The 19,066-nt window shown below is 72.4% G+C and carries 11 protein-coding genes; 3 read left to right on the forward strand and 8 right to left on the reverse strand.

Going from position 1 to position 19,066, the window contains the following annotated elements:
* Nucleotides 1-29: 29 nt before the first annotated feature.
* Nucleotides 30-659 carry a hypothetical protein gene (locus tag J3P41_RS04650; protein ID WP_210649036.1) on the reverse strand — a complete coding sequence of 210 codons (630 nt, stop codon included), beginning with the start codon at nucleotides 657-659 and terminating at the stop codon, nucleotides 30-32.
* A gap of 166 nt (nucleotides 660-825) precedes the next feature.
* On the opposite strand from J3P41_RS04650, the gene msrA reads away from it, so the two are divergent.
* A complete protein-coding gene (msrA, locus tag J3P41_RS04655) occupies nucleotides 826-1,473 on the forward strand; it encodes a peptide-methionine (S)-S-oxide reductase MsrA (RefSeq protein WP_210649037.1) in 648 nt (215 codons plus the stop codon).
* A gap of 10 nt (nucleotides 1,474-1,483) precedes the next feature.
* Nucleotides 1,484-2,314, forward strand: coding sequence for an MOSC N-terminal beta barrel domain-containing protein (locus J3P41_RS04660; RefSeq protein ID WP_307861890.1), 831 nt, complete (start codon nucleotides 1,484-1,486; stop codon nucleotides 2,312-2,314).
* 12 nt (nucleotides 2,315-2,326) lie between these two features.
* Here J3P41_RS04660 and J3P41_RS04665 read toward each other — a convergent pair whose 3' ends face one another.
* Both J3P41_RS04665 and J3P41_RS04670 read right to left on the reverse strand, forming a co-directional pair.
* Entirely contained in the window at nucleotides 2,327-2,824 is a 498-nt protein-coding gene (locus tag J3P41_RS04665) for a hypothetical protein (RefSeq protein WP_210649039.1), read from the reverse strand.
* A gap of 885 nt (nucleotides 2,825-3,709) precedes the next feature.
* Nucleotides 3,710-4,624 carry a bacteriorhodopsin gene (locus J3P41_RS04670; protein WP_210649040.1) on the reverse strand — a complete coding sequence of 305 codons (915 nt, stop codon included), beginning with the start codon at nucleotides 4,622-4,624 and terminating at the stop codon, nucleotides 3,710-3,712.
* 179 nt (nucleotides 4,625-4,803) lie between these two features.
* Between J3P41_RS04670 and J3P41_RS04675 the strand changes: the two genes are divergently transcribed.
* Complete coding sequence (locus J3P41_RS04675; RefSeq protein ID WP_210649041.1) at nucleotides 4,804-5,106, forward strand: hypothetical protein; 303 nt, start codon at nucleotides 4,804-4,806, stop codon at nucleotides 5,104-5,106.
* Between the two features lie 79 nt (nucleotides 5,107-5,185).
* Here J3P41_RS04675 and J3P41_RS04680 read toward each other — a convergent pair whose 3' ends face one another.
* The 5 genes from J3P41_RS04680 to J3P41_RS04700 form a co-directional block, all read right to left on the reverse strand.
* A complete protein-coding gene (locus J3P41_RS04680) occupies nucleotides 5,186-6,751 on the reverse strand; it encodes a CHAP domain-containing protein (protein WP_307861891.1) in 1,566 nt (521 codons plus the stop codon).
* A 218-nt stretch (nucleotides 6,752-6,969) separates the two neighbouring features.
* Complete coding sequence (locus tag J3P41_RS04685; protein WP_210649043.1) at nucleotides 6,970-7,779, reverse strand: cobalt transporter; 810 nt, start codon at nucleotides 7,777-7,779, stop codon at nucleotides 6,970-6,972.
* Nucleotides 7,776-15,335 carry a metallophosphoesterase gene (locus J3P41_RS04690; protein WP_210649044.1) on the reverse strand — a complete coding sequence of 2,520 codons (7,560 nt, stop codon included), beginning with the start codon at nucleotides 15,333-15,335 and terminating at the stop codon, nucleotides 7,776-7,778. The genes J3P41_RS04685 and J3P41_RS04690 overlap by 4 nt, the downstream gene beginning before the upstream one ends.
* A 92-nt stretch (nucleotides 15,336-15,427) precedes the next feature.
* Nucleotides 15,428-17,950 (reverse strand): InlB B-repeat-containing protein, encoded by a 2,523-nt coding sequence (locus J3P41_RS04695; RefSeq protein WP_210649045.1) that lies wholly within the window; start codon nucleotides 17,948-17,950, stop codon nucleotides 15,428-15,430.
* A gap of 176 nt (nucleotides 17,951-18,126) precedes the next feature.
* Nucleotides 18,127-18,828, reverse strand: coding sequence for a hypothetical protein (locus J3P41_RS04700; RefSeq protein WP_210649046.1), 702 nt, complete (start codon nucleotides 18,826-18,828; stop codon nucleotides 18,127-18,129).
* Nucleotides 18,829-19,066 lie beyond the last annotated feature (238 nt).

Here is a 19,066-nt window from a genome sequence, read left to right on the forward strand (position 1 = left end):
CCCGGTGTGGCGGCCGTCGACGGCCGAGCTCAGCCGATGGAGCCGACCTTCACCGCGGTGATGGTGCGGCTGAGCCAGTTGCCGGTGTTCGCGCTGGCCTGGCAGGTCACGCTCGCCGTGGCCGGGCCCGCGGACGTCGCGGTGCCCGCCAGCGGCACGTAGCCCCGGTCCACGCCGGACCCGTCGAGGCTGAGGTAGCCCAGGCCGTCGTCCACCACGGTGCCGTTGAACCTCAGCTTGCAGTTCATCGTCGCGACGGTGGCGGCGTTGTTGTTGCCCATGGTCTTGGCGAACAGCACGTAGCTGCCAGCCGGCAGGCTCAGCGTCGCGACCGTCTGGTCGGTGGCGGTCCAGTCGAGGATGTCGCTGCCGGAGTCGAACCTGTAGCCGTTGCTGGGTCCGACCGGGCCCTGCGGACCGGCGGGGCCGGCGGGGCCGGCGGGGCCCTGCGAGCCCGCGGGGAGCTCGCCGGTCTTGAAGTCGGTGCCCTTGAGGGTGCCGTTCTTGATGTCCTTGCTCTTCACGGACGAGTCGATGATCTGCTTCGAGCCGACGGAGCTCTTCGGGATGGCGACGGCGGCGTAGCTCGTGCCGCCGAGTGCGACGACGAGCGCGAGGGTCGACGCGACGTTGGCGTAGCGGCCTGATCGGAACAACATGTGCGTGCCTTCCAAGGGGGTGCGTGCGGATGGGATGCCACCGACGTTCCTCCGCGCACGGCGATCGCGCATCGGTGACAGCACGACGACTAGACCGCGTAATTTCACCGATGCCCGGCGGCGAGACCGCTACGCCGGGCCTTGTCCGACCGGGGAGAATGGGGGCATGTTCGGATTCGGCAAGCCCACCACCCTGCCCAGCCCCGACGAGGCCCTGCCTGGGCGCGCGGAGCAGCCGTGGTCCCTCGGCCAGCACCTCGTTCTCGGCACGCCCGTGGTCAGCGACGACGTGCCGCCCGGCCACGAGGTCGCGGTGCTCGGCCTGGGCTGCTTCTGGGGCGCGGAGGAGGTCTACTGGCAGGTGCCGGGCGTCTGGTCGACGTCGGTCGGCTACGCCGGTGGCAGCACCCCGCACCCCACTTACGAGGAGGTCTGCAGCGGTCGCACCGGCCACACGGAGGCCGTCCGCGTCGTGTTCGACCCCTCGGTCGTCTCCTACGCCGACCTGCTCAAGACGTTCTTCGAGATCCACGACCCGACCCAGGGCATGCGCCAGGGCAACGACGTCGGCACCCAGTACCGCTCGGCGATCTACTGGACCACCCCCGAGCAGGAGCAGACCGCGCGCGAGCTGACCAAGGTGTACGGCGAGGAGCTGGCGCGCCGCGGCCTGGGCGAGATCACCACCGAGATCCGCCCCGCGAGCGAGACGCCGTACTACTACGCCGAGGACGCCCATCAGCAGTACCTCGCGAAGAACCCGTTCGGGTACCGGTGCCACGCGAAGACGGGTGTGAAGTTCCCCGAGAGCTGACGTCGTGCTCGTGACCGGCCTGGCCGTCTATCCCGTCAAGAGCACCGCGACCCGGCCGGTGGACAGTGCGCTGGTGCTGCCCGGAGGCCTCGAGGGCGACCGGACCTGGATGGTCGTCGACGGCGACGGGACCATGCTCACCGCGCGCAAGACCCATGCGCTGTTCAGGATCGTCGCTGACACGCCGGCCACCGATCCCGCACTCGAGCGAGGACTGCGGCTGCGGTCCCCCAGCATGCCGGACCTGCTCGTGGACGAACCGAGCGGCGAACGGGTCCGCACCCTGGTGTTCGGCCAGCAGGTCGACGGCGTTGTCGCCGGCCGGGAGGCAGATGCGTGGCTCCGAACCGTGCTTGGCCGCGACGACGTCCGCCTGGTCTGGTGCGACGACCCGGCCCAGCGGCATCTGGACCCCGCGTTCTCCTCGCCCGGGGACCACACCGCGTTCGCCGACGGATACCCAGTCACGATCGCGTCGCTCTCTTCCCTGCGCCGGCTCAACGACTGGGTCGCCGAGGCTGCGGTCGAGCGCGGCGAGGACCCGCCCCCGCCGCTCCAGATGGAGCGGTTTCGGCCCAACGTCGTCGTGGACGGCGACGAGCCGTTCGCCGAGGACGGCTGGAGCTCGGTGGTCATCGGGGACGTCCGCTTCCGGGCCGCGAAGCTGAACGCCCGGTGCGTCATGACGACGCTTGATCCTGTGTCGCTGCAGACGGGCAGGGAGCCGCTCCGGACCCTGGCCAGGCACCGGTTGGTCGATAAGAAGGTCCTGTTCGCCGTGAACCTGATCCCGGACACGGCCGGCCGGATCAGCGTCGGCGACCCCGTGGAGGTCCGCTGAGACTCGCACGTCTCAGGAGCCGACGTTGAAGGTCACGCTCACACCGTTGGAGCCGGCCCCGAGCATGCCGCCCATCACGCCCACGAGCACGGCGACGAACATGATCGGCGCGAGCGACGGGGCGCCGGGTACGTTCTGGCGATGGAGCGCGAACCATTCGCTCCGGTAGTAGGTGCGGAGCAGGATGAGCTGGACAACCGTCAGCCCGAGCTCTAGCACGTCCCAGGCTGACGGCGCGACGAAGAGGCTCACGACGCCCCCGACGGCGGCGATGATCACCACGGCCACCACCAGCCAGAAGCGGATCATGCGCGCACGCATGACCCCGTGTGCGCCCAGGACCACGAGAGCGACGCTGAGCGCGATCGAGATGAGCCAATCCTCCGGCGGTTGCGTGCCGCGCTCGAACAGCGCCAGGGACTGCCCCACCACGAAGGAGTACCCGAGTGCCCACGCGCTGGTCGGCACGTCCGGCCAATCGACCCGCGTGGCCTCGATCGTCTCCCTCACCCGACGCAGGATGCCAGAGATGCCTATCGATCATCCGATCGCTCCGGCAACAGTCGCGCGCCGAACTGGCCCGGTCACTCCGGTTCCCGGACTCCTGCCAGGCGTCAGGAACAGCTGTGTCGGCATGGTTCGGAAAGCGGATCTGACGTGTCGTCACACTCGGGCTGAACGTGGCGGGGTCACTGCTGAAGACGTTGGCTACAGGCGTCGCCGTCCTAGCGGTCGCGGTGATTGCACCCCTTGTTCCTGCGTGGCGCGGGTACGGCCCCAGAGGGCAACGACACCGCTTCAACGGGAGCGGTCACCAGTAAGAGGCATGGTCGGTGTCGACCAGCGCCACGAACTTCCGGATCGTGCGAGATCCCCGCTGGCGTGCCGCGCAACTTCTTGCCCCGTCAGTTCCAGGAGTCGAGTCGCTCGACGCTCGGCAGGAGGACGTGTCCCAGCGCCCCCTCCATGACGTCATGAGAACCACCGGTTCGAACCGCTCGAACCCATGACGCCCCGCGCGCACTCCAGCCCGACGACGTCTCCGATCGCAGCAGATTCCACCGACACCCGGCAGGTCCCGCGAGCGTGGCCGCCCTCAAGGACGGAGATCCGGATGTTCCTCGTCCGTAGGGTGGGTCCCGGCCATCCCGGCAGGTAAGAGGGAGAGACGGGTTCCACCGCAGGGTGGAAGAAGTGCTGGGAAGTAGACCCCGCCTCCCCGCCGAACATGGACTTGGTTGCTGCAGATCCGGTTCGCTAGTCGCCCATGTAGCCGGTTTCGGTGTCGGTTCGTGCGAGGCACCCGCGAATCTGCCGCGCGTACACCGCGATCGGCGCTGCTCGCGACGCGGTCGCCCGTCGACGAGGGTGCCGTGACGCGTGCTCGCCCACCGCTCAGTGGACGTCGCCGCGAGGTCGAGGCAGTTCCTCAAGAGGCCGCTGAACCGGCTGGACGCCGTCGCTGTGGTGGACGCTGTTCACCCAGACCGGCTCGGGGTGGGTCTCCTCACCAGCGGTCACGTCGGCCGCGGTCCGGAGCTTGGCGACCTTGTGGATCAACATGCCGAAACCGACCTTCGCGATGACGTCGGCGGCTGACAACGACACGTGGATGGTCGTGGTCCACCAGCCGCCATCGAAGAAGATCGGGATTAGATAGACGATCGGGTAGACGAAGAAGACGGACAGCAGCACCGTCGCGGCCTGGCCGAGGCCGCGTCCCGCGTCCTGGGGCAGGCTCCTGACCGAAGTCACCACCGCCGGCACGAGGACGACGTAGATCAGCACGAAGCAGGCCATGCTGATGCCCCACCAGAGCCACAGCCAGAAGGTGCTCTCACCCTCCCTGAAGACCTGGTCCCCCAGGTAGCCGGTGACGATCATCGCGAACGCCGCAGCCATCGCAACCGCCCGCGTGCCGGCGAGCTTGCGGCCGACCAGCGTGCACACGGCGAGGAGCTCGGCCATCAGCAGCGGCACGGTGACGGCCCAGTCCATGTAGCGCGACGTGATGCTGGACAGCGCCTCGGGGTTCGGCACGTAGCCGCCGCCTGAGTAGTCGTAGCCACCGTCGACCTTCAGGAACACGAGGAGGTAGGACACGGTCGCAACCCCGGCGATGCACAGGCTCGCGAGCACGGCCGGCCGGTAGCGCGAGCTGACCTCGCCCATGCTGGCCCAGTTGTAGAGGAAGTGGGTGAGCAGGGCGAAGCCCGCCGCCACGATGCTGAAGACGATCAGGTCGTGCTGGGCCGAGCTCAGCACGATCTTCTCGGGAGCTGTGACATCGGCGGACGCGACGAGGAGCATCAGCGCTCCTCTCGACGGTTCGGCCGCTCGCACGTTCGTACGCTTGCTGGCCCGTCCGGTACCCCGCGGGCAAACCGTGCATGTGATCGCCGCTCGGCCGGCACGGTCGTCGTGGGGCGCATCGCGAGCGCCGACCTGGGAACAAGGTGACTGCGATCCATGAGTGAGGGGACGAGTTGATGACCAGCCCGGACGACAAGACGGCCAAGCCAGCATCCGAGGCGGGACGGGCGACGCCGAACTCGTCCGGCCCCGAGGGAGCGGCAGGGACCATGGGCTCCAGCAGTGAGCGTGTCGGTCCCACCGGCCGCGGCCAGGTGGGGACCGACGGCGTGCGGGACACCTCCACGTCGGACACCCCGGCAGAGGGGCCGCCGGAGCAAGCATCGGGTGGCGCGGAGCCGCAGCCGGACGGCGTGGAGCCGAAGGCGGGCTATCCCCGGCTGGACCCCCGGCACGAGCACAAGCCCTACCGGACCTGATCCGAGATCGACAGCCCGCTGACACCAGCAGTACCGCGGCGAAGCCGTTCCGCCGCGAGACCGCGCCCCGTCGCGGCGGCTAGCGCCGTGACGGCACGGTGACGCTCGTACGGGCGACTGCAGGCAGCACGACATCGGTCCCGGCATAGCGCACGACGACGGGCTTCGTGCCCGGGCGGACGCCGCGTGCGACGGCCCGCGCCTTGCCTCCGACCAGCTGGACCTCGACCGTGCGTCCTCCCACGCTGACGGTCGCTTGCCCGTCCGGCTTCGGCGCTCCGGGAGCACGGACGCGCACGTCCACGGTGACGCGTTTGCGCGACGCGTCAGCGCGCACCTTGATCTCGGGAACGGTCGTCACCGGGGCGGGGACGGCAACCAACTCCGTGGTGCTGCGGAAGTGGCGCCGGGTCAGCGTGACCTGGACGGACAGGTTGCGGCCGACGTCCGCCCGGCGGACCGTGTACGTGGGCTTCGTGGTCTTGGCGATGCGCTGGCCGTCCCGGAACCAGGCGTACGTGGCGGTCGCGTCCCCGGGCTTCGTGGCCCCGACCCGGGCGACCAGCTTCTGGCCCACCACGGGCGTGCCTGTCACGCGGGATGGCCGGGTGATCGCGATCGGCTTGGCCAGGACGGGCGCGGTCGCGGCCGCGTCCGACCTCGACTTCTTGTAGCCGCGCGCACTTGCCGTGGTACGTGCACTGATCCGCTTGCCGATGTGGTCCCGGGTGAGCACGAGGGACGTCCCCGTGGCCTCGGGAAGGGCGACCCCGTCGGCGTACCACTGGGTCGTGACCTTCGCGGGCTGCGGCGACCACGACGAGGGGGCGAGGGACAACGTCTGGCCGACCTCCGCGACGCCCTGGATGGTCGGCTGCGCTGCGACCTGGAACCTGCCGGGGGCAACGGGAGCCGTCGCCAGGACTGCTCGCCCAGCGGTGTAGCCGTCGAGCTGAGCCGTCACCTCGGCGGTGAGCGCCTTGCCCTTCACGTCGGGTGTCGGGACGTAGCTGGACGCGGTGGCACCGGGGATGGCGACACCGTCGGCGAGCCAACGGACGGAGACGCTGCTGGGCGTCGGCGTCCACGCGCCACCCGCCACCTCCAACGGTGCACCGACCGCCGGAGTGCCGACGATGGCGGGAGCCGTCGTGGGCGCGACCACGCGGTCGTTGAAGTGGATGAAGCCCGTGGGCCAGCCCCCGCCGGACTTCGTGATGCGCCGCCAGTAGAAGTCACCGCCCCAGTAGTCCTCCGAGACGATGATCTCGGTGTCGGAGATGACCTGTTCGACGTAGGCGACGTGGCCGCTGCCACCTGCCGGCGTCACGTGCGGCTTGTACCAGGCGACGGACCCGACCGCGGGGGTCTGGTCGGTGATGCTCGCCATCGCCACGCCCCAGTTCGAGGCGTTGCCGCTGCCCTCCCAGGGACGGACGTCGGGCATGCCGGACTGGATCAGCCGGTAGGCGACGTAGTTGGTGCAGTTGTGCCCGGCGTACATGCGCCAGTACATGGTGGACGACGCCTGCCGGTAACCGCCGTTCCCGTAGCCGGCCGCCTGGCAGCCGGCGTAGCCCGAGCAGAGGTACGTCGAGGTGGTCAGGCTGATCTTGTCCGCGGTGGTCGGCGTGACGAGCAGCACGAGCGCCAAGACGCCGGTGATCAGCTTGGTGGCACGGCCAGCCCGTCGGAGGACCAGCCGAACACCGGACGAGACGGGGCGGGTCGGCTGTGACGGCTGTGACCGATGAGGCTGTTGTTGCACAGTGAGCGATCGTATGGGCCGGTCGTCAAGCGCGCCACGCCGATGAGTGAAGATCAATCGTGTAATTCTCCCGCCGGTTGCGGGCGCGGGGCCGCTCAGGCCTGGGTCAGGCCCGAGACCCCGACCAGGGTGATCGCGGACCCGATGACCGCGATCATGCCTGCGGCCAGGATCGGCCCGACCCGGCCCGCAAGGGCGACGACCCGGCCCTGCCCGGCGACGCGCACCACGACGGACTTGCCGGCCAGGGCCAGCAGGCCCGTCGCGAACAGCACGGAGGCCAGGCCGAGCCCGAAGGCGACGACGAGCAGCAGCGCCAGCGCGGAGCGACCGCTGAACAGGCCCGTGACCAGGACCAGGAACGCCGCCGGCGACGGTGTCAGGCCGCCGGACGCGCCGAGCAGGGCGAGGCTGGGCCGGCTCACCCGCAGGGCATGGACGTGGTCGTGGGCGTGACCGTGCCCGTGGGAGTGCCCGTGGGAGTGCCCGTGGGAGTGCCCGTGCCCGTGGAAGTGCCCGTGGCCGTGCGCGCCCAGCCGGCGTCGTACGAGCCACAGGCCGAGCCCGAGGACGAGCAGTCCCGCCACGACCTCGAGGCCGCTGGTGAGGCGCCCCAGGCTGACCATGTCGGAGAGGTCGAGGAAGGTCCACGCGAGGGCCAGCACGAGCACCGAGAACGTGTGCATCACCGCGACCGAGCCACCGAGCCAGGCGGCGTCGCGCACGCGGCCGTCGGACCCGACCAGGTAGGCCGCGGCGAGGCTCTTGCCGTGACCGGGTCCGACGCCGTGCGCCGCCCCGGCCGCGACCGCGACCAGGAGGGCGACCGGCGTGAAGGAGTCCGACCCGACCGCCGCCACGAGGCGGTCGGCCAGCGCCGAGGCGCCGAGCAGGTCGAGCGTCATCGGCGCACCCGCACGGTCATGGTCCGCGAGCGCGACGCCTCGAGGTCCGCGCTGCCGGCCCAGGTCACGGTGACCTTCCAGCGGCCCCGTCCCATCCGCGCCGGGAGCTTCGCCCGGGTCCGGCCCTCGCGCAGGGTGAGCGCTCGGGTGCGGGTGGCACCGTCGCTGGTCCGGGTCGCCACGAGCCGCAGCACACCACTCGGCGCCGGGACGCCGTCGGCGTACGCGACGCTCACGACCGCCCGCCCCGTGCGCCCCCGCGCCCGCACCCTGCTCAGACCGAGCCTCGGACCGGACGCCTTCGCCCGCACCAGCCGCGCGCTGCTCACGGAGGGGCGCAGCGTGGCGGAGCCGGTGTAGGTGACGCTGACGACGTGGCTCCCCGCGCCGGTGCTCGGGGGTACGACCAGGACCGCTCGGCCCCCGGCGAGCTGTGCGACGACGGGCTGCCCGACGCCGCTGAGCACGACCTCGCCGCTCGCCGCGCCGCCGCCGACGCCCGTGACGCGTACGGCGACGGGCGTGCCTTGCCCGTAGGTGCCGGCCGGGACCGGCTCGATCTGCACGGTCGAGTCCTCCGCCGCCGGCGCCAGCGGGGACCACACGGCGACGTACGAGCGCGCACCGGTGGAGCCGGCCGGGATCGTCAGGGCGGTCGTCGGCCGGTCGAGGTCGGTGCCGAGCCAGCCGACGAACTCGTGACCGCCGCGGATCGGGTCGACGAGCCTCGTCGGCCCGGACTCGACGTGGTAGCTCGACGGGTTGAGGCTCGGCAGGACACCGCCGGCGAGGTCGTAGGACAGCGGGTAGTCCACCCGGCGCCAGGTGGCGACGTAGCTGCGGGCCTCGGCCGAGCCGGTCGGGATCGTCACGTCCACCGTGGGGCCGGCCAGGCCGGTCCCGGTCCAGCCGGCGAACTCGTAGCCGGCGCGGGTCGGGTTGACCAGCGTGAGCGGCTCGTCGTCGGCGGTGTGCGTGACCGGGTTCGCCGCGCCGGGCGGCAGCGTGCCGCCGGCCAGGTCGTAGCCGATGGGGTGGGCCTGCATCCGGCGCACGGTGCGCGTCGCGGACGTGACCGAGTTGCCGGAGCGGTCCGTCAGGACGGCGTACCACTCGTGGGTCACGCCCAGGTCCGGGCTGAAGTCCACGCTGCCGACGTCCTCACCGGTGAGGTCGACGGGCTCGCCGACCTGCTCGGGGACCCCGGAGGAGAAGGTCACCCGGTCAGCGGCGAGGGTGCGGGTCTGGGTGCCGCCCAGGTCGAGCTCGAGGACGTAGTTCTCGGCGTTGTCGCCGTGGAAGCCGGGCGTCGACGACTCCTCGATCGGGTTGTTCCAGCGACCGTCGGAGGTGGTCGTCTGCAGCCACGGCGAGTAGGTGTTGACGTAGATCAGGCCGTTCTCGGCGTCGACGCTGAGGTTCTTCAAGAAGCCGTGGCCGCCCCACGCGCGGGTCTGGTAGTCGGTGAGGATGCCGTAGACCCGGGTGCCGCCGCTGTTGGTGCGCGAGGAGACGAACGTGCCGGAGTTGTGGCCGGTGAGCACCAGCTTCACGTTGGGGTAGGGGTCGACGAGCAGGGTGTTGATCCGCGGGTTGGAGTAGCCACCGCCGCCGGAGGCGACCAGGTAGTTGTGCGTGGCGAGGATGACGGTGTGGTCGGGGTGGGACTCGATGACGTCCTGCGCCCACGCGAAGGCCGGGTCGTCGTCGCTCTCGGCCGACCAGAAGCCGACCTCGAGCCAGAGCAGCTTCGCGCCGTCGATCTCGCCGGTGTAGTAGTAGTTGTCGATGTCGTGGGTGCCGCCCATCGACCACGGGGAGCCCTCGAGGCTGGCTGCGAAGCGCTCCGCGGGGAAGTACTTCTGGAGCATCTGGCGGCCGTTGCGGGTCTCGTTGTAGTCGTGGTTGCCCCACGAGATCATGTAGGGGATGTCCGCGTCCTCGAGGATGCGGGCCGACGGCTCGGCGTTGCGCCACTGCCACTCGTCCTCGTACTCCTCGCGGTTGACCCAGTCGCCGGCCTGCAGCACCAGCGCGGTCTTGCGCTCCTCCGCTCGGTCGCGGATGTACTCGAACTGCTCGGTCATCGTCCACGGCGTCGCCTCGGTGTAGAGCTGCGTGTCGCCGACGTGGTTGAACGACCAGTCGTAGTCGTCGGGGGACGGCACCGTGTTGTCGTAGTCGCGGTCCTCACCCCACGGCAGCTCGGTGAGCCCGCGCCACACGAGCACGGTCAGCACGCCGTCGCCGTCGACGGCGTGGTCCGCGCTGGTGGTCCGGACGTCCAGGTTGAGCTGACCGCCGTCGCGGTCGGCCGCGGAGTCCTTGAGCACCCATGCCGACGTGGTGGTGTCCCAGACCCACGCCGACACGGTGCGGTCGCCTCCGGTGCCGCGCCAGGAGAAGTGCTGCTCGGGCTCGGCGGTCTGCTCGGGGGTGAGCCGGACGCGGTAGATCTGGTAGGGGTTGCGGTCGTCGCCGACGGTGGTGGGCGTGAGCGCGTCGCTCGCGACGCCGCTGGCAGGCGTGAGCGAGGACGGCACGCGGTCCGTGGTCGAGCCGGTCCGCACCGTGACGTTGTCGGACCCGAGGGCGACGCTGGAATTGGCGTAGAAGCGCGCCTCGACCTTCTCGGCCACGTCCGTGCGCGGCTGGACGCTCAGCGTCAGCGGCTGCCCCGCGGGACGTACGTCGCTCACGCGGGGCTCGGCCGGGCCCGTGGTGTCGGTGACATCGAGGGTCAGCGCGGCCGCGGCGGACCGCGACGGGTCCGTGACGGCGGTCGCGGTGAACGCGACGCGGACGTCGTCGCCGGCACTCAGCACGGGCACGGGCACGGTGAAGGTGCCGGCGTCCACCTGCTGGGAGAAGACCTCCTCGCCGTCGATGGTGGCCACCAGCCGTGAGCGGCGGGTGACGCTGCCGAACACGTCGACGGTGCCCGCCTCGACGGCGGTGCCGTCGCTCGGGTTGCCGAGGGCCAGGGACAGGCCGGCGTCGGTGCGCTGCTCGCGGTCGCCCAGGACGACGGCGTCGCCGAAGTAGTTGTCGGTGCGGAAGGCGTCGTACTCGGGGATGAACTCGGTGCTGGCGACCCACACCTCGTCGGCGACGCCGTGGAACGGCTCGACGAGGGTGTCGGGGCGCTCGGGGTCGACGCCGGTGTCGCCGATCGCGGTGAGCACGCCCGGCTGGTCGGGGAACTGCCGCCCCTCGGCCATCTGCTCGTGGACGATCTCGCCGTCGACGAAGACGGCGAACGTCATGCCGTCGAAGGTCATGGTGACCAGGTGCGGCTCGCCGTCGACCGGCACGTCCGAGATCGCGCCGCCGAACGGCGTCCGGGTGCGGGCCTGGCCGGTGGCCTTCACCGGGCCGAGGGTCAAGGTGGGGGTCTCGGCACCCGGCGCCCGCTTGCCGAGGAGCGCGGTCTCGACGCCGCCGACGGCGTCGAGGTCGGCCTGGGTGAGCGAGTAGATCCCCGACACGGTGAACTCGCGGGTGAAGCGGCCGAGGTTGCCGCCGTACTGCAGGCGGGAGCCGGAGAACCGGCTGACCATGCCGCCGGGCAGACCGCGGCCGTCGGCGACCTCACCGGCAAGCGGCTCGCCCACGAGCGTGCCGGTCGTGGTGCCGCTGGAGTCGGGACGCGTGCCGCCCGCCTCGGTGTCGGCCGCGAAGTGCTCGACGAGCTCGAACTCGTCGCTCCACACGTCGGCCGGGTCGTTGTCGGCGGCACCGGTGCCGCCGAAGTACGCCCACACGATCTGCTGAGAGACCTTGGCCAGCTCCGGGAGCTTGACCCAGACCACCGAGGTGCCGCCGGGCTGCCAGGTCTCCACCTCGAAGGAGAGCGGGACGCTGCGCGAGGTGGTGATCGCGAGGGTGGCGGCGTCGACGTCCGGGGTGTCGGTGATCGCGAGGCGGACGGGCACGTCCTCCAGTGCGCGGCGCTGGTCGTTGCGGACCGTGATGGGCTGACGGCTCGTCGCAGCCGGGTCGGCCCAGGCGACCTCGGAGCCGTCGACGGCCACGGTGCGGCGCAGCACCCGGAGCGCCTCCTCGGCGGCCCGGAGCCGGTCGAGGTTCGACAGGTGCGCCCGCTGCGCCTTCGTCAGGGCCCGCACCAGCCGGCGCGCGGCCACGATCGCCGGCTCGTCGTCGAGGGTGACCGACGCGGCGTCGGGCAGCTCGCCGAGGGTGGCGTCGACGGAGGAGACCTGGCGGTCGATGCCGAAGCCCTCGGCGAAGGTCGGCTCGCCCCGCCCGACGATCTCGTAGCGGTTGACGGTGAGCCGCTCGTCGGTGACCTGCACCTCGACGAACGACTCCCCCGCGTTGCCCCACCGCAGGCCGCCCCCGAGACGCTCGAACAGGCCGAAGTAGGACTCCAGGTCGAAGGCGCCCGCGGGGTCGGTGAGCTGCGGGTAGTGCTTGGTGCCGGCGGTGCCGGGCAGGACGAAGACGGTGCCGTCGGGGTCGACCTTGTAGTCGACGTGGACCCCACCCCGGACCTCGGTGATCACCTCGGTCGGCACGACCTTGGCGCCGGCGACGCCGGCGGGGTCGGACTGGAGCACCTGCGTGCGCGACCAGAAGTGGTCGTGGCCCTGCAGCACGAGGTCGATGTCGAGCTCGTCGATCAGCGGGACGAGGCGCTCGCGCAGGCTGACGGCGTCGGGCTCGGTGGGGTGGTCCGCGGCCGAGTAGGGGCCCTTGTGCAGGGTGAGGACGATCCAGTCGCTGCCCCGCTCGCGGGCGGCGGCGACGTCGCGGCGCGCCCACCCCAGCTGCGCGTCCGAGATCGGCTCGTAGTCGACGTCACCCACGCTGAGCGGGGTGCGGTCGTTGCCCTCGTTGGTGTTGAGCATGACGAAGTGGGCGCCGTTGTAGTCGTAGGAGTAGTAGGCGCCGGTGCTGGGGTCCTGGCCGTTGGGCCGCTCGAGGGTGAAGTGGTCGCTGAACGAGTTCCTCGCGAGGTCGTGGTTGCCGGCCACGGGGGCGATCGTCGTGGCCAGCAGGCTCTCCTGCGCGGCGCCGAGCAGGTCCTGCCATTCCGACTCCTCCTCGCCGGTCTGCACGACGTCGCCGTTGTGCACCATGAACTCGGCGTCGGGCACGGTGCGCAGCGCCTTGGCCATCGTCGCGGCCGAGACCGCCGCCTCCCCTGCCCCGCGGGCCTGGGTGTCGGTCAGGTCGATGAAGCTGAAGTCGCCCTCGCCGGTGGGAGTCCGGAAGTGCCCCAGGTCGCTCCACAGGCCGGTCAGGTCGTCGCCGACGCGGTAGTGGTAGGTCACGCCGGGGGTCAGCCCGGACGCCACGGCACGGAAGACGGTCTCCCCGTGCTCGGACTCCTCCTCGGTGGCGGGCACGAGGGTGGTCGCGCTGTCGGGGAACGTGGGGTCGGTGCTGAGCAGGACGCCCGGGTCCTCGGCGTCGAGGTCCTGATACCAGGTGAAGGCGCGCCGGGTCGTCGGGTCGCCGTGGAAGGTCGTGGTGATCCGGTTGGGCTGCTCGGCCGCGGTGACGTACTTGATGGCCGGCACGAGCGCGGCGGTGTCCCAGCGCCAGGTGTCGACGAAGTTCCACTCGAGGTCGCGGTAGGTCGAGCGGACCCGCAGCTGCTCCGCGGTCACGTCGGTGCCGTGCTGGTTGCGCTCGCCCGGTCCGGTGACCGTCGAGCCGGAGACGGTGACCGTGCGCTCGGCGAGGTTGTCGGCGACGGTCCAGTCGCCGGTGCCGCTCGTGCTGCCGAGGACGCGTCCGGCGCTGGTGCCGGTGGTCGAGCCACCGTGCACGACGTTGCGGCGTACGACGGTGCCGTCGCCGGACACGGTCGCGACGACGCCGCCGGCGGTCAGGGCCGAGACCTCGGCGTCGACGAGGCTCTCGGCGACCTCGGTGCCGCCGCTCGCGCGGCCCGCGATGCCGCCGGCGGCGCCGGCTGCGCGCACGGTGACGTCCACGACGTTGGCGTGGAGGGTGGCGTCGTCCGCCACCGCGACGAGGCCGCCGGCGACGTCGGCGTCGGGAGCGTCGAGGTCGGACTCGACGCGGACCAGGGACACCGAGGAGCCCGGCAGGGCGCGTACGGCGACGCCCGCGACGTGCTCGGTCGTCGCGGTCGGGTGCAGGCTGATGCCCTCCACCGCGAGGTTGCGCACCCGGCCGGTCAGGTCGCGCACGAGCCCGAGGTCGGTGGCGCCCGCGCCGGAGCCCGGCCCGTAGCCGATGTCGGTGAGGGTGTGGCCGGCGCCGTCGAGGTCGCCGGCGAAGGTGTCGAGTCCGGGGAAGGTGCGAGCGTCGAAGTCGAGGTCGGCGGTGAGCCGGTAGGAGCCGGAGCCGTACGTCGCGGGGTCCGCGTTGACCGCCGCGGCCATCGCCTCGAAGGAGCGGACCGACGAGATGAGGAACGGGTCGGCGGACGTGCCCGCGCCCGGGACGCCGGCCTGCTTGAGCGGCGGCAGCGCCGCCAGCCGCGGCGCGGGGTGGGAGACGGCGGGCTCCCAGCGCCAGGCGCCGGTGCCCTCGGCGAAGTCCCAGCCGAGGCCCTCGTAGGTCGGCTGCGCGGTGAGGTCGGGGAGGTCGGTCTCGGTGGCGGGGGCGAGGGTGCCGCGGGTCGCGACCGCTCCGGGCACCGAACCGGCGGTGATGGTGGTCGCCGTGCTCACCAGGTTGGGCCGGGTGACGGTCATGCCCTCGGGCCCGACGGCGGCGGTGCCCGAGCCGGACTTCGACACGGCGCCGCGGATCACGACGTTCCCGCCGGTGGAGGCGGCGCCCACGCCCTGCGACAGGATCAGTCCCGCGGTCGCGCCCGCGCCGCCAGCGTCACTGCGCACGGTCACGTCGACGAGCAGGTTGCGCGCGATCGTGGTGCCGGCGCGGGGGTAGGCCACGAGGCCGGCGGCGTACTTGTGGCCCGTCACGCTGACGTTCCAGAGCACGTTGTCGGTGACCGTCGTGGTGCCGGTGCTGCCGCCCACGAGCCCGCCGGACTGGGTGTTGACCGCGCCGCCGCTGCCGAGGCGGACCGAGGAGTCGAGCACCGTGTTGCCCACGACGCGAGAGTCGGCGGCGACGGTCGCGACGAGGCCGCCGGTGCCGTCACCGGTGGCCGTGGAGGCCTGGACGCTGGCCAGCGTCAGGCCGGTGACCGTCGCGCCGGTCAGGCTGCGGAAGAACCCGACCGAGTCGGCGGTGTTGGCGTAGGCGAGGTTGCTGATGGTGTGGCCGGCACCGTCGAAGGTGCCGGAGAAGGCGGCGATGCCGGGGTAGGTGCCGCCTTCGTAGTCGACGTCGCCGGAGAGGCGGTAGGACAGCGAGGCAAAGGTCGCGGGCTCGCTGTTGATGGCGGCGGTCGCCGCGTCGAGGTCGGCGGCCGAGTCGATGAGCAGCGGGTCCCCCGTGCTGCCCGAGCCCTCCAGGCCGGGAACGGTCGCCGCGCTCGCGGAGCCGGCGGTGGCCGGGATGACCGTGAGCACGCCGACGGCGAGGGTGATCACGGGGAGGACGAGCTGGCGCAGCCTGCGCGACTGCATGGGGCGGGACGACACGGAGGGACTCCTGGAGGCAGGTCTGAGGTGCTCGGGGGCGCGGGAGACGGAGTGGATCGGGTGGGACCGGTGGGGCACCGGGCCGGTAGCGGCTAGCCCTTCGGGCCCTTGGCCGGCTTCGGGACGCGGAGGTTCACCGCGCGCGACGTCGCACCGAGGCGGTCGGCGTCGCCGGAGTAGGACGCGGTGAGCCGCCACCTCCCGGGCCGGAGCCCGCGCAGCCGCAGCGTGGTCGACGCGCCGTCCACGCGCACCGTGCGCGTCCTGGTGACCGTGCGGACCCGCGTGCCGCGGTCCGTCCGGACCTTCGCCGTGGCGGTCACGGTCACCGTGCCGGTCGCCCTGGCTGCCCCGGCACCCGAGAGCCGCACGCGCACGCGCTGCGTGGCCCGGTCGACGACCGAGAGCCCGACGGTCGTGGCCGTCCTCGGGGCGGCGACCTCCCGCCAGGTGGCGACGTAGCTGCGCGCGCCCAGCGAGCCGGTGGCGATGGTGACGAGGGTGCTCGGGCCGGCCAGCCCGGTGCCCACCCAGCCGGCGAACTCGTGTCCGGTGCGGGTCGGGTTGGCCAGCGTGATCGGGCCGGACTCGACGTGGTAGTCGCCCGGGTTGCTCACCTGGCCGCCCGCGAGGTCGTACGTCAGCGGGTAGCGCACGGGCGTCCACGTGGCGCGGTAGGAGCGCACGCCGGTGGCGCCGGCGGGCACGGTGACCGCGGTCGTCGCGGCGGTGAGGCCGGTGCCGGTCCAGCCGGCGAACCGGTAGCCCGTGCGGACCGGGTCGAGCAGCGTGAACGCACCCGTCTCGACCGTGTAGGTGCCCCGGTTGCCGTCGGGCAGGGTGCCGCCCTGCGCGTCGTAGGTGATCGGGTAGTCGATCGCGACCCAGGTCGCGGAGTAGCTGCGCGCGCCGACCGCGCCCGCGGGGATGGTCACCGAGATCGTCGGACCGGCGAGTCCGGTGCCGGTCCAGCCGGCGAACCGGTAGCCCTCGCGGGTCGGGTCGGCCAGCGTGACGGCACCGGACTCGATCGTGATCGACGACGGGTTGCTCGCCGCGCCCGTGCCGCCGGCGAGGTCGTACGTCACCGGATAGGCGGTCGCGGACGACCAGGTGGCGGTGTAGGTCCGGTCGCCGAGCGAGCCCGTCGGGACCCGCACCGTCATGGCCGGGGAGCTCAGACCGGTGCCGCTCCACCCGAGGAAGGTGTAGCCGAGGCGGGTCGGGTTGGTCAGGGTGAAGGCGTCCGACTCGACGGTGTACGAGACCGGGTTGCCGCCCGCTACGGACCCGCCGGCCAGGTCGTAGCGCACGACGTACTCGGCCGCCGTCCAGGTGGCGGTGTAGGCCCGGTCGCCGGTCGCGCCGGCGGGGATCTGCAGGCCGAGCGTCGGGGACGACAGGCCGGTGCCGGTCCAGCCCGTGAAGAGGTAGCCGTCCCGGACGGGGGCGGCGACCTCGACGGCAGCGTCGCCGAGCCGGTACGACGCGGGGTTGGCCGTCGCCAGCGAACCGCCGGCGAGGTCGTAGTCGAGCGTGTAGGTGGGCGGCACCGCCGCTGCGGGGGCCGGGTGCCGCACGCCCGCGAGCCAGCGCCAGGCACCGGCGAGGTCCCAGCCCGCTGCGACGTACGTCGCCTCGGTGGCCAGCTCCTCGGGCGTCGCCGCGGTCCCGGTGTTGCCGGCGACGGTGCCGCTGCCGAGCCGGGTGCTCGAGTCGACGAGGTTGGGCGCGGTGCCGGTCAGTGCAGCCGGCCCGGCGCCCTTGGTGAGCGCGAGGCCGGTCGCGCTGCCGCGCACGACGACGTTCGCGGAGACGTCGAAGCCGGGCGTGGCCTGGTGCTGGGCGATGAGCATGCCCGCGGTGGAGCCGGCACCGCCCGCGTCGGCCACGACGTCGACGTCGACGACCAGGTTGCGCGCGAGGGTGGTGCCCGCGCGCGGGTAGGCGACCAGGCCGGCGGCGTACTTGTGGCCGGTGACCGTCGAGGCCCACACGACGTTGTCGGTGATCCGGGTGGCTCCGAAGGAACCGGCGACGAGGCCCGCGGCCTGCGTGTTGACCGCTCCTCCCGGGGCCACCGTGACCCGTGCGTCGACGACGCTCGTGCCGGTGATGACGGAGTCGGTGGCGGTGGTGGCAACCACGCCCGCGCTTCCGGTGCCGTCCCGGGTGGTGCCGGAGACGTCGGTCAGCGTGAGGTCGCGCACGGTCGCCCGGGTCAGCGCCGCGAAGAGGCCGACCGAGTTGCGCGCGTTGCTGTAGACGATGTCCTCGATCGCGTGGCCGTCGCCGTCGAAGGTGCCGGAGAACGTCGTGAAGCCTGCGAACGTGGCGCCGTCGTAGTCGATGTCGGCGACGAGCCGGTAGGACAGCGACGCGTACGTCGCCGGTTCCGAGTTCACCGCGGCGGCCACCGCGTCGAGGTCCGCCGCGTCGGCGATCAGCACCGGGTCGGCCGGCGAGCCGTCGCCCTCGAGGTCACCGACGGAGGCGGCGTGCGCCGTGGCGGGCAGCAGCCCGACCAGGGCGACCGTGCCGGTCAGCAGGAGCAGCAGGGCTCGCCGCGCCGACGTGCGCGGGGAGACGGCGGGAGCGGGCGCAGGAGCGGGCATGGCGAGGCGGCCTCGACTGGGCACGGACGTCCTTCACAACGGGGGATGGCGGAGGTGTGTACCGCCGACTTCCCGATAGACCCAACGGCGGCGTCACGCTCTCCGGCACAGGTGAACGGACGGTGACCGGCGACGGACCGCGGTCTGGACGACGCACGAAGGCTGGCTGTCGATGCTCAGCCGGACCGTGCCGTTCGCCGCCGGCGGACGACGACGGCCGCGAGCGCGACCAGTGCCGCGCCCGCCGCGACCGCTCCGAGCTGTCGTACGGCGCTCGCGGCGGCGTCCGGGCCGCTCTGCGCCGGCTCCCCCGAGGCCGACGGCGGCTTGCCCAGCCGCCAGGTGAACGTGTCGTCGGCGGCGGTGTAGACCCGGCGCTGACCGTCCTCGCTCGTGGCCAGCGTCCGGTAGGCCGGGTCGATGTCGGTGAGCATCCGGACGGTCACGTCGGCGCTCGACACGGGACCGCCGCAGTCGAAGGCCAGACCGGCGCCGGTGTCCTGCACGTTGTCGACCGGCTCGAGCGAGCCGGCGCAGTCCTCGCCGCCGACGGTGACCGCGATGTGCTCGAGCAGGTACGCCTCGAGGACCTCCGGCTCCTCGGCGAGGCGGATGCCGGCCGCGACCGACGACTGGTCCTCGGCGTACTCCCCGTCCTCGAAGACCACGACGTGGCTGCCGCCCACCACGCCGACGTACGCCGCCAGCGCGGTCACGTCATCGGGGGCGGCCGCCCAGTCCACGCGGACGCCGTCGGGGGTCGCGGACACCTCGACGGTCTGCGGGTCGCCGAAGGGGTGCGCCTGAGCAGGACCGGCGCCCAGCACCAGGGCAGCGGTGATGACCGCCGCGGCCGCGGCCCCGCGCATGTCTGCCACTGCTGCTCCTCGATCGTCGACGGTGCAGGGTCCACGACGGCGGTGTCCGCGGGCCGAACTCCCGGCCACGCGCCGGTGAACCGCCCGGCTGCGAATCGGACGCCGGCATCGGGGTACCGACCGGCCACGTCCACAAGGCAGCCATGGGTGCCTTGACGACGAGGCCCGGGTGCTCAAGCCAGCGGGCACCCGGGCCGCTTGCACGGTCCGAGCCGACGCCGGGACCCCGTCGGCGTAC

It is taken from the genome of Nocardioides sp. SYSU D00065, assembly GCF_017916425.1.
GTDB lineage: Bacteria > Actinomycetota > Actinomycetes > Propionibacteriales > Nocardioidaceae > Nocardioides.

What these genes read in the sequence shown, in the direction of transcription:
- J3P41_RS04670 (WP_210649040.1), bottom strand. Translation starts at nt 4,624, where the DNA reads ATGCTCCTCGTCGCGTCCGCCGATGTCACAGCTCCCGAGAAGATCGTG.
- msrA (WP_210649037.1), top strand. Translation starts at nt 826, where the DNA reads ATGTTCGGATTCGGCAAGCCCACCACCCTGCCCAGCCCCGACGAGGCC.
- J3P41_RS04675 (WP_210649041.1), top strand. Translation starts at nt 4,804, where the DNA reads ATGACCAGCCCGGACGACAAGACGGCCAAGCCAGCATCCGAGGCGGGA.
- J3P41_RS04695 (WP_210649045.1), bottom strand. Translation starts at nt 17,950, where the DNA reads ATGCCCGCTCCTGCGCCCGCTCCCGCCGTCTCCCCGCGCACGTCGGCG.
- J3P41_RS04650 (WP_210649036.1), bottom strand. Translation starts at nt 659, where the DNA reads ATGTTGTTCCGATCAGGCCGCTACGCCAACGTCGCGTCGACCCTCGCG.
- J3P41_RS04685 (WP_210649043.1), bottom strand. Translation starts at nt 7,779, where the DNA reads ATGACGCTCGACCTGCTCGGCGCCTCGGCGCTGGCCGACCGCCTCGTG.